We start from the raw sequence: 12,806 nt of genomic DNA, 5'->3' as shown, positions 1-12,806 counted from the left end.
AAGGATTTCCCGCTGAACATCTCGAGCGCGAGAGGGCCGGGCGCGGATTTCCGCGACGTGTTGCGCATCGCCGATCTGGACAAGAGCAGTGCAAAGGACGAGAAGGGGCGGCGCTGGTATTACGTGACGATCGGCACCAAGGATGGCGGCACACGTGAAGGCTGGGTGTGCGAGCAGGAGCATCCGCTCGTGCGCACGTGTGGACCGTGTGACTGGCCGGGCTTCGAACTCGTCGATAACAGCAGCATCAAGCCGCTCGACATGCAGAAGCGCTACATTTACGTGGCCGAGCAGTCCCTGGTCGACGAAGACAAAACCGAGTTCGAGACGAGTGCGGCGACCGTCAACGGCAGCGCGCTGATCACGACGCTGGAGAAGGCGATCGACGTCAACCATGACGGATATATTGATATCGCCATGAGAAATATTGTTCTTTTGACATTCTTGCTGTTTCCGCTCGCCTCGTTCGCTGAAGCGTGCGATAACGGTGGGAATGCTTATAGTGATTTGTCTTGTGTTGATCGAGCGCTGGATGAGGCGAAAAAAGACCTTAACGAAATCTATAAGAAAATATATTCGTCAACCCAATACAAGAGCGAGTTTGAGCAGTCTCAGAAGGCTTGGCTGAATTATAGGGAAAAGCAGTGTAGAGGTTATGTGGCAGCCGAGGCGTCGCAATCCCAAGGCGTCGGCCCAGCATTGATCACGAAAGACTGCCTGTATGCGATCACCAAGCAGCGTGTTGATTATTTAAAGACCCTTCTGGGGCGATAGGGAATCGGTGTGATGAACCTGATCTGTATCGTCGGCGACACCGAACATGGCGACAAGGTGGAAACCTGCTCGAGAACGACGCGTGTCAACGGTCGTGGCTGCCTGCAAAGGCGATAGCGGTTCCTGCCCGGGGCATATCGACGTGTCACCAAACTCGCTGAATAGTGGAACAGCTTGCAACTGCCCGTCACGATGGCAGTACGGCATCAATAATCAGCTTCGAGAAATGCTTGAAGGAATCCAAAGGTCGACGTGGGAAAAGCGGGTGATGAAATTGATTAAAAAGTTTGCTGTCACTATCTGTGCGATTTTATCCTTCGCGGTTTTCGCAAAACAATCTAGCGTGATTTCTGAAAGCAATCACGCATACACTGAGGTGAAAATATCCTACGCAACATCGGAGTTGACGAAGTGTTCATTTCAGTACAGTCCAATCGACTTTTGCGACGAAAAACATGTTGCGGCATATAATGATGTGCTTAGGGATAAATCGGCGAACTTCAATGGTCATTATATTATTTTAGCCTATCCTGAGTTCAAGGAATATCATCAGAGATCGGTTGTCGCTATCGACACTAAGACCGGTGTGGTATATCCACTTCCGATAGATGCTTTTTCCGGGTTTATGCGTGGACGATCGGTTGCCAAGGACGAAGGAAAGATCAGCTATTCCCTTAAAAGCAACAAAGTGTGCATTAGTGGTGCAATATTGGTATATAGGGCGTTTGAAGAGGGGAATTTTTGTTTCGAGTTTGTTGGCGATAAATTTGTCGGACACCACACTGAATATATGTATCCTTAAACGGTGCTTATCGTGATGAACCTAATCCGCATCGGCGACGACACCGACCACGGCGGGAAGGTGGAAACGGGCTCCGCCACCATGCGTTTCGATGGTCGCTATGTTGCTCGCAAGGGCGATCGCGTTTCTTGCCCGCAGCACCCCGACGTATCACCGAACCTCATTGAAGAGGGCGACTCATCGATAACGGACGACGGCATTCCGATCGCGCGCCACGGCCATCGCGCTACGTGCGGCTGTCATCTGATTTCGAGTCTGGTCTAATCCGCTTGCGGCGTTGCGCCGCATGCAGTTCAGTCGGAGCACCGAGAAGCGCGTCCGTCAGATCGAGCAACTCGATTCGTCGCGCGCCGGGAGGGCTGATGTAGGTCGCTTCTCATGAGTCAACGACCAAATTGAATGGGGCTACCGGCTGCGGTAACGCACCGAAGCGCCAAGGAAGCACATCGTCAGCGATATGGACCGATGTGGATGTGGATAAGAACCACCCACAGACGCCGGAAATAGAAAAGGACTTACACGCCGAAGCGATGTAAGTCCTTGAATTCTTTGGTAGGCCGTGCAGGATTCGAACCTGCGACCAACGGATTAAAAGTCCGCTGCTCTACCAACTGAGCTAACGACCCAAAGAGCAAAAGATTATAGCGACGGATTGTGGGTTCGTCAACAACCCGCCGCGATAATTATTTGATCGACTCGAGCTTACCCTGCGCCGTCTGCGCCGCGTTCGATCCCGCGTACTGCGACACGACCTGCTCGAACGTCTTCTTCGCGGCCGCCTTCTGGCCTTGCTCGAGCTGGTTCGTGCCGATCGCCACGAGGGCGTCGGCGGCGCGCGGGTGCTGCGGGTACTTGCTCACGATCGCTTGCCACGTCGCCGTCGAACCGCGGTAGTCGCGCAGCGCGTATTGCGCATTGCCGAGCCAGTATTGCGCGGTCGGCTGGTACGGGCTCTGCGGATACTTCGCGATGAAGCTGCGGAACGAAGCCGCAGCCGCCTTGAAGTTGCCGTTGCGGAACTGCTGCTGCGCCGCGTTGAGCGCATCCGTTTCACCCGGCTGCACGGTGCCTTCCACGCCGTCGATCGTCTTCTGCTGCGGCTCGAACTTCTTGAGACGCGTGTCGAGATCTTCGTAGTACTCCTTCTGCTGCCGCTCGAGCGTCGTCAGCCGGTTCGTCAGATCCTCGTTCTCGCCGCGCAGCGTCGCGACCTGCTGGTTCAGCTGGTCGAGGCGGGCGGATTGATCGAGGATCGTACGCTGGGCAGCCGACAACTGGTTCGCCAGGTTGTCGCTCTTGCTGCGCAGATCGAGCACGGCGCGGCGTGCTTCGTTGTCGTCGAACATGCCGGCGTGCGCCGGCGCGGCCGACCACGCCGCGCCGACGACGCAGAATGCTGCGACCGCGCGCAGCCAGGTTACACGGTGCGTCATACAGCGATTCTTCCGTTACTTACTGTTGGTAGACGAGATCGGCGCGGCGGTTCTGCGCCCACGACGCTTCGTCGTGACCCGTTGCTTGCGGCTTTTCCTTGCCGAGGCTCACGGCTTCCATCTGCGAATCGGCAACGCCGAGCAGCGCGAGCGCGCGGCGCACGGCTTCCGCACGCTTCTGGCCCAGCGCGAGGTTGTACTCGCTCGTGCCGCGTTCGTCGGTATTGCCCTGGATCAGCACGTGGCGCTGCGGGTGGCTCTTCAGATACTGAGCGTGCTGTTGCAGCAGCGGCTGATACTCGTCCTTCACCGAATAGCTGTCGAAGTCGAAGTAGATGCTGCGCTTCGCGAGCGGGCTGTTCGGATCGTTCAGCGGATCGACGTTCACTTGCGCGACGTTGTCGGCGCTCGGTTGCGTGCTCATTGCACCGGCGTTTGCCTTGTCGTCGAGCTTCACACCCGACTTACACGCTGCGAGCGCGCCGATCATCATCACGGCCAGGGCCAGACGAACTTTTTTCGACATCATGGTTACTCTCCTTGTGGTCATTGCATGAAGGGCCCCCACGACGGCTCACGAACCGAGCCGCCCTGGACGGACAGAATCTGCGGCGGCGCACTGCCGTCGGAAGGCACCGCAGCGAGCACGTTGCGACCGCCCGACTGCGTGGCGTACAAAATGTACTGGCCGTTTGCCGCGAAGCTCGGCGATTCGTCGCGATTCGTATTGGTGATAGCGTTCGCCGCGCCGGTTTGCAGATCCTGAACGTACAGCTTGAAGCCCCCGCCCGTACGGGAGATGTAAGCGAGCAGCTTGCCGTCCGGGCTTACGCGCGGACTCGTGTTGTAGCTGCCGGTGAAGGTCACGCGCTGCGCCGCGCCGGCGCTTTCGCCTTGCGCGGGCATCCGATAGATCTGCGGCGCACCGCCGCGATCGCTCGTGAAGTAGATCCAGTGGCCGTCCGGCGAGTAGAACGGCTCGGTGTCGATCGAGCTGCTCTGCGTGAGACGGCGCAGGCCGCCGCCGTTCGAATTGACCGAGTAGATCTGCGTGTTGCCCGTCAGCGACAACGCGACCGCGAGCGTATTGCCGTCCGGCGACCACGCCGGCGCGCTGTTGTTGCCCTTCTGGTCGGAGACCATGTAGCGGCGGCCGGTTGGCAGATCGTGGATGTAGACGATCGGCTTCTTGCGCTCGAACGACACGTACGCGACCTTCGTGCCGCTCGGCGACCACGCCGGCGAGATGATCGGCTCGGTGCTCGACAGCGCGATGCGCGCGTTCTGGCCGTCCGAGTCCGAAATCTGCAGCTGGTAGCGATTGCCGGTCTTGATCACGTACGACAGACGCGTCGCGAACACGCCGCGCACGCCGAGCAGCTTCTGGTAGATGTAGTCGGCGATTTTGTGCCCGGCCGTGCGCAGCGTCGTGTCGTTGGCGCTGAGCGACAGGCCGCCGAGGCTTTGCTGCTTCACGGTGTCGTACAGGATGAAGTTGATCTTGTACTGACCGTTGCCCTCGCGGTTCACGCTGCCCGCGACGAATGCGTTCGCACCTTTGGCCTTCCACGCGCCGAGATCGACCGAGGCCGTCTCGGGCACGGGCGTGCTGCCCGCGTCGATGTTGGTGAATTTGCCGCTGCGGGCAAGATCGGCACGGACGATCGACGTGACCTGCTGCGGCAGGCCTGCCTCATTCGCGAAGTTCGCGGTGGCGATGGGGAACTGGGTCGAACCGACGCCGGTGATCAGCACGTTGACCTGCGCGTTAGCGGCACTGCCGGCCGCAATCAGGCACGAGGCCACGAGTGCCCTGAAACCTAGCTTCGTCATCAAACTCATGCTTCTTGCTTCCCGTATGACATGGATCGCTGCGCAACCGCAGAGACTGTAAAAATACCCGATTCGTTCCCGTCGGACAGCGACGGCCGGAGTGTAAGCGCATTTCCCGTCACTCCGCCGCCTTGAAGGTAATCGTAATGTCCGCCGGGGTACGACCGTTAGAATCGGGCGGCAACGGGACCGACGCCTGGATCGCATTGACCACGGCTTGATCCCACCCCGAATTTCCGCTCGAACGGCGGATCGATACGCTCAACACGTTACCCGACGGCGTGCAGCGGATCGCGACGACCGTCGTCAGGCCGGCACGCTCGCCGCCCCAGACGATATTCGGCTTCACGCGGCGGCGCACCTTGTCCGGATAGCCGGGCGATGCCGCATTGCCGCCGGCGCCGGAACCGGTGCCGCTCTTCGCGAGCCCTTCGCCGCCGCCTTCACCTGCACCGGCCAAGCCCTGCATCTGCGCGAGACGCGCGCGCCGTTCCTGGTCGAGCTTCGCCTTCGCGGCCGAATCGGCCTTCGCGCGCGCCGCTGCTTCGGCCTTCGCCTTTGCCGCGGCCTCCGCCTTGGCCTTCGCGGCCGCTTCCGCTTTCGCCTTTGCCGCCTGCTGCGCCTCGAGCTGCGCCTGCTTCTGCTGCTGGAGTTTCTGCTGTTCGAGCTTCTGCTGCTCGGCGAGCTGTTGTTGCTTGAGCTTCTCGGCCTGCTTCTGCTTTTCGCGTTCGGCCGCCTTCTGCGCGGCGAGCGCCGCCGCCTGCTGGGCCGCAAGCTGCTGGCGTCGCGCTTCCTCTTCCTCGCGTGACTTTTGCTGCTGCGCGCGGCGCTGCTGCTCGAGCAGCGCTTCGCGTGCGGCCGCTTCCTGCTGACGCTTCTTCTGCTGAAGCGCGATGTCGGCCTGCTCGTCGCGAACCGGGGCAGGGGGCGGCGCGACCTTCGCAGGCGCCGGCGGTGTCACGACCGGACGCGGCGCCGCGACGTCGGGCACCTCCGTCCACAGTTCGGCTTCGGCGCCGGCCGGCGTGCTGTTTTGCCACTGCACGCCATGATAGAGAAACAGCGCGAGCAGCACATGCATCAGCGCGGCGAGCGCGAACGCGCGCCACGTGCCGCGCTCGCGCGGCGGCTGAGGCGGATAGGCGGTGCTGCGCGGGGATAACCGGTTCATTGCGATTTGACGAGGAGGCCGACGCGCTTGACGCCGCGCGCCTTCAGATCCGACATCACGGTCATGACTGCATCGTACTGCACGGTCTTGTCGGCTGCGATCACGACCGGCTGATCCGGGTGATCGGCCTGCCGGGCCGAAATGAAGCTGTCGAGCTCGGCCTTCGTCATCGTGTCTTCCTGCGTCGCGCCGGAGTCGCCCTTGTACTTGACGCTCATCGTGCGGTCGGCCTTGATGTTGACGACGACAGGCGGCGTCTGCTCCTGCGGCGCCGCGTTGCCGACGGTCGGCAGATTGATGATCGACGGGGCGACGAGCGGCGCCGTGACCATGAAGATCACGAGCAGCACGAGCATCACGTCGATGTACGGAACGACGTTGATGTCGGCCATCGCGCGGCGCGAGCGGCCGCCGCGCATGCTCGATCGAATGGGGGTGCCTGCCATCGCGTGCTCCTTACTGGGCCTGACGCTGGAGGATGTTCGAGAACTCTTCGATGAAGGTCTCGAAGCGGATCGCGAGGCGGTCGATGTCGTGCGCGTAGCGGTTGTATGCGACGACGGCCGGAATCGCGGCGAACAGGCCGATCGCGGTAGCGACGAGCGCCTCGGCGATGCCCGGCGCGACGTTCGCCAGCGTGGCCTGCTGTACGTTCGCGAGCCCGCGGAACGAGTTCATGATCCCCCAGACGGTGCCGAACAGACCGATATACGGGCTCACCGAGCCGACCGACGCGAGGAACGCGAGGTTCGATTCGAGCACGTCCATCTCGCGCTGGAACGATGCGCGCATTGCGCGCCGGGCGCCGTCGAGCACGAGGCCCGGATCGCTGAGACGCTTTTCCTTCGCCTTCAGGAACTCACGCATCCCCGACTCGAAGATCCGCTCGAGCGCACCGATCGTGTGGCGGTTGTTCGCGGCGCTCTGATAGAGCGCCTGCAGATCGCCGCCCGACCAGAAGTCCCGTTCGAAGCGCTCGGTCTGCGCGCGCGCGCGGCGGATTGCGAACCACTTGCGGAAGATGAAGGTCCACGACATCAGCGACAGCAGCAGCAGCAGCCCCATCACGGCCTGGGCCAGCACGCTCGCGTTGAGAACGAGGGAAATGATCGACAGGTCTTGAGAAGTGTTCATAGAGGTTTGAAGTAACGTCCCTTCGGGGTGCCCGGGGCGCCCGGTGTGCGTGCAGTGCGACGCGCCGGCGAGCGGGGCCGGAATGCGCCTGCCGCGCCTGAGGTCGAACCTTGCTTAGTATCGATTCAGAAAGGCGAGTTCATAGGCTTTGTCTAAACGGCGCTCATGCGAGCTTCGTTGACAGTTCGCCGGGCCCGGCATTCGCGACGGGCCCGCGTTGCAGCGCATCGAGCGCGGCCGGCGGGATCGCCGCGGGCCGGATGCCGGTGCGGTCGACGCAGCCGATGCGGATTTGCCCGGCGACGAGCAGCGTGTCGCCACGCCATGCTTCCTGTACGAATTCCACCGATGCGCGACCGATGCGTGCGGGACGGCTCGTGATCGTCAGCATGTCGTCGAGTCGCGCCGGCGCGCGGTAGTCGAGCGACGTGCTGCGGACGATGAAGAGCGCGCCCGTCTCGTCGGCGAGCCGACGCTGGTCGATACCGCACGCGCGCAGCCACTCGGTGCGGGCGCGCTCGAAGAATTTCAGGTAGTTGGCGTAGAAAACGATGCCGCCGGCATCGGTGTCCTCGTAGTACACGCGCACCGGCCAGGTAAAGCCGGAAGGCACGTCCGACGAGCGGGTAGGCTGAGTCATGGCGCGCATTCTACCGGAAGGGAAGGGTCCGATTCGCAACCGATTCGTAACGGAATGTAGTAGTCGCAGTACACCGCGGGCCGGCCGTCGGCCGGGCCCGCACGGCGGTTCAGCCGCGATGCACGGTCGGGCCGCCCGGCGCTTGCGCGATCGGCATCAGCTCGATCGCGTTGACGTTCACATGGGCGGGACGCGTCGCAATCCAGTACACGGTGTCGGCGATGTCCTCGGGCATCAGCGGCTGCACGTTCGCGTACACATTGGCGGCTTTTTCGTTGTCGCCGCGGTAGCGGACGTTCGAGAACTCGGTGCCGCCGCACAGGCCCGGCTCGATGTCGGTCACGCGCAGAGGCGTGCCGAGCAAATCGGCGCGCAGGTTCAGGCTGAATTGTCTGACGAAAGCCTTGGTCGCGCCGTACACATTGCCGCCGGCGTACGGGTAGGAGCCGGCGACGGAGCCGATGTTGAAGATGTGGCCGCGGCCGCGTTCGATCATGCCGGGCAGCAGCGCGTGCGTGACGGTGACGAGGCCCGTGCAGTTCGTGTCGATCATCGTGTGCCACTCGTCGAGGCTCGCCTTGTGGGCCGGTTCGACGCCGAGCGCGAGGCCCGCGTTGTTGACGAGCACGTCGAGCGCCGCGAACTCGGCGGGCAGGGCGGCCGGCACGGCTTCCACGGCCGCGCGGTCGCGCACGTCGAGCTCGAGCGGCAGCAACGCATCGCCGAGCTCGGCGGCGAGCGCGTCGAGCCGCTCCTTGCGGCGCGCCGTGGCGACCACGCGATGGCCGCCCTTGACGAAGGCACGGGCGATGGCGGCGCCGAAGCCGGCGGACGCGCCTGTGACGAACACGATCATTGCTGCTCCTGGTCGGTAAAAAAGTAGCGCGTAGTATCGCGCAAACGCGCCGGGATTGCCGCACCGCGACAACGGCGTCGCGTGCGCCGGACAAGGCGACTCGGTTCCGGCCCCGATTCTTCGTGCGGCCGGGGGCGCGGTTGCCTATTCATGGCGCATCCAATACACTAACGCGCTCATCACCCCTGCGTGACTGGCGATAGAACCCTCGGGTTCAAGGTGGAGCATCCCACCGTGAAGCGCAGGGCGCCGTTTTTGCCGTTCGCCTGGGCAGCCGTTGTGCGCCGTCGCGTGCATCGCCGGTGGCTGTCCTGCCTCGCGTCCCTCGGATTCTTCCGCCACGTCGAGCTGGTCCTGCCAGCAGCGCAGTGTACTCGGCCACCCGGTCAACCTGTACACACTTAACGGAAACCGTATGTTTGACAGAGCCCAAAGCACCATCGCGAACGTCGATCCCGAAGTCTTTGCAGCGATCGAGCAGGAAAACCGTCGCCAGGAAGAGCACATCGAGCTGATCGCGTCGGAAAACTACACGAGCCCGGCCGTGATGGCCGCGCAGGGCTCGCAGCTCACGAACAAGTACGCGGAAGGCTATCCGGGCAAGCGCTACTACGGCGGGTGCGAGTACGTCGACGTCGTCGAGCAGCTCGCGATCGACCGCGTCAAGCAACTGTTCGGCGCCGAAGCGGCCAACGTGCAGCCGAACTCCGGCTCGCAGGCAAACCAGGGCGTGTTCTTCGCGATGCTCAAGCCGGGCGACACGATCATGGGCATGAGCCTCGCGCACGGCGGCCACCTCACGCACGGCTCGCCGGTCAACATGTCGGGCAAGTGGTTCAACGTGGTCAGCTACGGGCTGAACGAGAACGAAGACATCGACTACGAAGCGGCCGAGAAGCTCGCGCAGGAGCACAAGCCGAAGCTGATCGTCGCGGGCGCGTCGGCGTTCGCGCTCAAGATCGACTTCGAGCGTCTGGCGAAGATCGCGAAGTCGGTCGGCGCATACCTGATGGTCGACATGGCGCACTACGCGGGGCTGATCGCCGCCGGCGTGTATCCGAACCCGGTGCCGCACGCCGACTTCGTCACGACGACCACGCACAAGAGCCTGCGCGGCCCGCGCGGCGGCGTGATCCTGATGAAGGCCGAGTACGAGAAGCAGATCAACTCGGCGATCTTCCCGGGCATCCAGGGCGGTCCGCTGATGCACGTGATCGCGGCGAAGGCCGTGGCGTTCAAGGAAGCGCTGTCGCCGGAGTTCAAGGCCTATCAGCAGAAGGTGGTCGAGAACGCACGCGTGCTGGCCGAGACGCTCGTCAAGCGCGGCCTGCGGATCGTGTCGGGCCGTACCGAAAGCCACGTGATGCTGGTCGACCTGCGTGCGAAGAACATCACCGGCAAGGCGGCGGAAGCCGCGCTGGGCGCCGCGCACATCACCGTGAACAAGAACGCCATTCCGAACGATCCGGAAAAGCCGTTCGTGACGAGCGGCATTCGTCTGGGCTCGCCGGCGATGACCACGCGCGGCTTCGGCCCGGCCGAAGCGGAGCAGGTCGGCAACCTGATCGCCGACGTGCTCGAGAACCCGGAAGACGCAGCGACGATCGAGCGCGTGCGTGCTCAGGTCGCCGAGCTGACCAAGCGCTTCCCGGTCTACCGCTGATCGACGATGCGCTGCCCGTTCTGCCGGCACGACGACACGCAGGTAGTTGACTCGCGTGTGTCCGAAGATGGCGCCGCGATTCGCCGGCGCCGTCGCTGCTCGGCTTGCGACAAGCGTTTCACGACGTACGAACGGGTCGAGCTGGCTCTGCCGTCCGTCGTGAAAAAGGACGGCAGCCGCACCGAATTCGACCGTCGCAAGATCGTCGCCAGCATGCAACTCGCGCTGCGCAAGCGGCCCGTTGCTGCGGATGCGATCGACGCGGCGGTCGCTCGCATCGAATATCAACTGCTCGCAACCGGCGAGCGTGAAGTCCGTAGCGAGAAGCTCGGCGAACTCGTGATGAACGAGTTGCGCGGCCTCGATACGATTGCCTATGTCCGCTTCGCATCGGTGTATCGCCGGTTCGAGGACGTGTCCGAATTTGCCGACGTGATCGAAGAGTTCCGTCGCGCCTCTCCCGCCAAGCCTCCGCGTAAGCGCTGACGCGCTGCGTCCGTTCATCGCCTGCTCCTGTCGTTCAGTTCGCGCCGATTGTGTCGGTTGCACGCGCTCGCCGTCAGTCGGCCGTTCGGCATATGGTGCGCGTCGCCGCACGTCGCTAGAGTCGTTGCATCACGTTGGCGGAGCGCGGCGATGGAACGGTGCGGGCAGGCAGGAATGAAAGGCGGGCGACACGTCGGCGGCTTCACGCTCGTCGAACTGATGGTCGCGATTGCGATTGCGGCCGGTCTCGGCCTCTACGCCGTGCCCGTCTTCGATCAGTGGCGGATGCGCGAGCGTGTCGATGCGCGCGCTCGCACATTGCTCGGTGCGCTGTCGTTCGCGCGCGCCGAGGCAACGCGTCTCGGCGTACGCGTCACGCTCTGTCGTGCCGACCGCAACGGCGGTTGTCTGCACGCCGCGCAGCGCTGCGGGTCGGCCGAGTGGTCATGCGACTGGGTCGTCGCGGGCGAGCTCGAAGGCGCGTTGCGCGTGTTGCGGCGCTATCCGCAGGATCGGGAAATTGCCGTGGCGGGCGCCGCGCAGGAACTGGCTTTCGTGCCGCCCGCGGGGCAGGTGATCGGCGGAATCCGGCGCTTCGAATTGCGTCCGCGGCGCGATGTGCCGGCGCTCGATGGCGCGCGCCTGTCCCGCTGCGTACGACTTGCGGCGGGCGGCCGCGCGCGCCTGTCGACCGGCCGGTGCGACGCGGCATGATCGCGGCGCGCAACCGGTCGCGCGGCACGTCGCTGCTCGAAGCGATGCTGGCGATCGCGCTGCTCGCGATCGTGATGCTGGCGGTGGCGGGCAGCCAGCTCGCGATGGCGCGTGCGCAGCGGGCGACGGTATGGCGCGAGCGTGCGCTGTGGCTTGCCGACGCGCGCCTCGAATATCGGCGTGCCGCTCGCGGCGCGGACGGTGGCGTCGCGACGTTGTCGGCTGCATCGTTGCCCGGCGGTTCGACTGCGATTGCGAGCGGGCCCGGCGGCGTGCAATTCGCGATCGTGGCCTGGCGCGGCGAGCGTACCGTAGCGCCTTCGCAGGCGCAGTGCGGGAACGCGATTCCCTCGGCGCAGCCGCCATCATGCGTGCGCATTCCGTTTCGGGAGGTCGATGCGGATGAACGCTGAACGCCGGATGCGTGCGCATACGCTGCTCGAAGTGCTGATCGCGATGCTCGTCGGACTGCTCGTGCTGGCCGCAGCCGGCGCGCTGTATCACGCTCAGCGCATCGCACAGCGGCGCGCAGACGATGCATTCACGCTGCGCGATGCGGCGGGAACCGCGCTGATGCTGATCGGCCAGCAAGTCCAGATGGCCGGGTTTCGTCCGCTGGATGTCGGTGCATCGTCGTCTTCGTCGTCGTGGTCGCCGGTGTTCGGCTGTGCGTCCGCGCGCATGCGAGGCGACGCTGCGCAACTGCAGTGCGATTCCGTCCGGCAATCGTCCGACGCGCTGCTCGTGCGCTATATCGGCGATGCCGTGTCGACATGGCCGACTGCGAGCGGGCACGTGTCCGATTGTCTGGGGCAGGGTGTCGGGACGCCGGGCGAACGGCCGCTCGTCGCCAATCGTTTCGACGCGCACGTCAGCCCTTCGACCGGCGAACCGGAACTGTACTGCGAGGGTAGCGGCCGGGCCGGCGTCCCTCAACCGGTGGTGTCCGGTATCGAGCAGTTGCGCGTGCGTTATCTGCGGCGCGGCGATACGCAGTTCGTCCGTGCGGATGTCATGCGGGCGGACGATTGGCGCAACGTCGTCGCCGTACATTTATGCGTGCAGGCGCGCGGCGAAGCGATGCATGCGCGCGTTCGGTACACCGATTGTGACGAACGCGTATCCGTGGCGCGAGACGGGCGCGCGCGTGTCGCGTTGCACCGCATCGTCGCGCTGCGCAATGCGTCCGTGCGGTCCGACGATAGAGCGTCGCCCGCTGGACCTGCACGCGAGGACTCGCAATGACGCCCGGGGCAACGAGTACACGGTCTGGTGCGGGGCGCGGTCGCAGTTCCCGGCA

General features: G+C 63.9%; 16 protein-coding genes, 1 tRNA gene, 1 pseudogene and 1 riboswitch. Of the genes and pseudogenes, 9 read left to right on the top strand and 9 right to left on the bottom strand.

Features of this window, described 5'->3' with window-relative positions; translation table 11 throughout:
* The 4 genes and pseudogenes from BCR55_RS32205 to BCR55_RS04115 all read left to right on the top strand — a co-directional run.
* Nucleotides 1-408: pseudogene (locus tag BCR55_RS32205) on the top strand (hypothetical protein); the annotation flags it as partial.
* Nucleotides 409-417: 9 nt separating this feature from the next.
* Nucleotides 418-774, top strand: coding sequence for a lysozyme inhibitor LprI family protein (locus tag BCR55_RS04120; protein WP_065494909.1), 357 nt, complete (start codon nt 418-420; stop codon nt 772-774).
* An 82-nt stretch (nt 775-856) separates the two neighbouring features.
* The gene (locus tag BCR55_RS30105; protein ID WP_208449861.1) at nt 857-1,576 is read left to right on the top strand and encodes a hypothetical protein; all 720 of its coding nucleotides are present in this window, start codon (nt 857-859) and stop codon (nt 1,574-1,576) included.
* A gap of 12 nt (nt 1,577-1,588) precedes the next feature.
* A complete protein-coding gene (locus tag BCR55_RS04115; protein WP_065494908.1) occupies nt 1,589-1,840 on the top strand; it encodes a PAAR domain-containing protein in 252 nt (83 codons plus the stop codon).
* A 286-nt stretch (nt 1,841-2,126) separates the two neighbouring features.
* On the opposite strand, the gene BCR55_RS04110 is transcribed toward BCR55_RS04115, so the two are convergent.
* The 9 genes from BCR55_RS04110 to BCR55_RS04070 all read right to left on the bottom strand — a co-directional run bounded on the left by BCR55_RS04110 (nt 2,127) and on the right by BCR55_RS04070 (nt 8,643).
* Nucleotides 2,127-2,202 (bottom strand) — tRNA-Lys (locus BCR55_RS04110).
* Nucleotides 2,203-2,259: 57 nt separating this feature from the next.
* Nucleotides 2,260-3,009 (bottom strand): tol-pal system protein YbgF, encoded by a 750-nt coding sequence (ybgF, locus tag BCR55_RS04105; protein ID WP_006401574.1) that lies wholly within the window; start codon nt 3,007-3,009, stop codon nt 2,260-2,262.
* Nucleotides 3,010-3,028: 19 nt separating this feature from the next.
* Entirely contained in the window at nt 3,029-3,538 is a 510-nt protein-coding gene (pal, locus tag BCR55_RS04100) for a peptidoglycan-associated lipoprotein Pal (RefSeq protein ID WP_006401573.1), read from the bottom strand.
* A 17-nt stretch (nt 3,539-3,555) separates the two neighbouring features.
* Complete coding sequence (tolB, locus tag BCR55_RS04095) at nt 3,556-4,851, bottom strand: Tol-Pal system beta propeller repeat protein TolB (RefSeq protein WP_006401572.1); 1,296 nt, start codon at nt 4,849-4,851, stop codon at nt 3,556-3,558.
* Between the two features lie 109 nt (nt 4,852-4,960).
* Complete coding sequence (gene tolA / locus BCR55_RS04090; RefSeq protein ID WP_065494216.1) at nt 4,961-6,013, bottom strand: cell envelope integrity protein TolA; 1,053 nt, start codon at nt 6,011-6,013, stop codon at nt 4,961-4,963.
* Complete coding sequence (tolR, locus tag BCR55_RS04085) at nt 6,010-6,459, bottom strand: protein TolR (protein WP_006401570.1); 450 nt, start codon at nt 6,457-6,459, stop codon at nt 6,010-6,012. The genes tolA and tolR overlap by 4 nt, the downstream gene beginning before the upstream one ends.
* 10 nt (nt 6,460-6,469) lie before the next feature.
* Nucleotides 6,470-7,147 carry a protein TolQ gene (gene tolQ, locus BCR55_RS04080; RefSeq protein ID WP_006401569.1) on the bottom strand — a complete coding sequence of 226 codons (678 nt, stop codon included), beginning with the start codon at nt 7,145-7,147 and terminating at the stop codon, nt 6,470-6,472.
* Between the two features lie 163 nt (nt 7,148-7,310).
* Nucleotides 7,311-7,796 (bottom strand): tol-pal system-associated acyl-CoA thioesterase, encoded by a 486-nt coding sequence (ybgC, locus tag BCR55_RS04075; RefSeq protein WP_012467499.1) that lies wholly within the window; start codon nt 7,794-7,796, stop codon nt 7,311-7,313.
* 100 nt (nt 7,797-7,896) lie between these two features.
* On the bottom strand, nt 7,897-8,643 hold the full coding sequence (locus tag BCR55_RS04070; RefSeq protein ID WP_006401567.1) for an SDR family NAD(P)-dependent oxidoreductase: 747 nt from the start codon (nt 8,641-8,643) through the stop codon (nt 7,897-7,899).
* Between the two features lie 179 nt (nt 8,644-8,822).
* Nucleotides 8,823-8,922: riboswitch (ZMP/ZTP riboswitch) on the top strand.
* A 136-nt stretch (nt 8,923-9,058) separates the two neighbouring features.
* Here BCR55_RS04070 and glyA point away from each other — a divergent pair.
* From glyA to BCR55_RS04045, 5 genes are all read left to right on the top strand, one after another.
* Nucleotides 9,059-10,306, top strand: a complete 1,248-nt coding sequence (gene glyA / locus BCR55_RS04065; protein ID WP_006401565.1) for a serine hydroxymethyltransferase — start codon at nt 9,059-9,061, stop codon at nt 10,304-10,306.
* 6 nt (nt 10,307-10,312) lie between these two features.
* Nucleotides 10,313-10,792 carry a transcriptional regulator NrdR gene (gene nrdR, locus BCR55_RS04060; RefSeq protein WP_006401564.1) on the top strand — a complete coding sequence of 160 codons (480 nt, stop codon included), beginning with the start codon at nt 10,313-10,315 and terminating at the stop codon, nt 10,790-10,792.
* 150 nt (nt 10,793-10,942) lie between these two features.
* The gene (locus BCR55_RS04055; protein WP_006406393.1) at nt 10,943-11,506 is read left to right on the top strand and encodes a GspH/FimT family pseudopilin; all 564 of its coding nucleotides are present in this window, start codon (nt 10,943-10,945) and stop codon (nt 11,504-11,506) included.
* Complete coding sequence (locus BCR55_RS04050; protein ID WP_006401561.1) at nt 11,503-11,919, top strand: prepilin-type N-terminal cleavage/methylation domain-containing protein; 417 nt, start codon at nt 11,503-11,505, stop codon at nt 11,917-11,919. Before BCR55_RS04055 ends, BCR55_RS04050 begins: the two co-directional genes overlap by 4 nt.
* Entirely contained in the window at nt 11,909-12,751 is an 843-nt protein-coding gene (locus tag BCR55_RS04045; protein WP_006408668.1) for a type IV pillus assembly protein, read from the top strand. Before BCR55_RS04050 ends, BCR55_RS04045 begins: the two co-directional genes overlap by 11 nt.
* Nucleotides 12,752-12,806 lie beyond the last annotated feature (55 nt).

Source organism: Burkholderia sp. CCA53, from assembly GCF_001685525.1.
GTDB lineage: Bacteria > Pseudomonadota > Gammaproteobacteria > Burkholderiales > Burkholderiaceae > Burkholderia > Burkholderia multivorans.
Note: the sequence above shows the minus strand (reverse complement) of the source record. Positions and strands in the feature narration are given on the sequence as shown.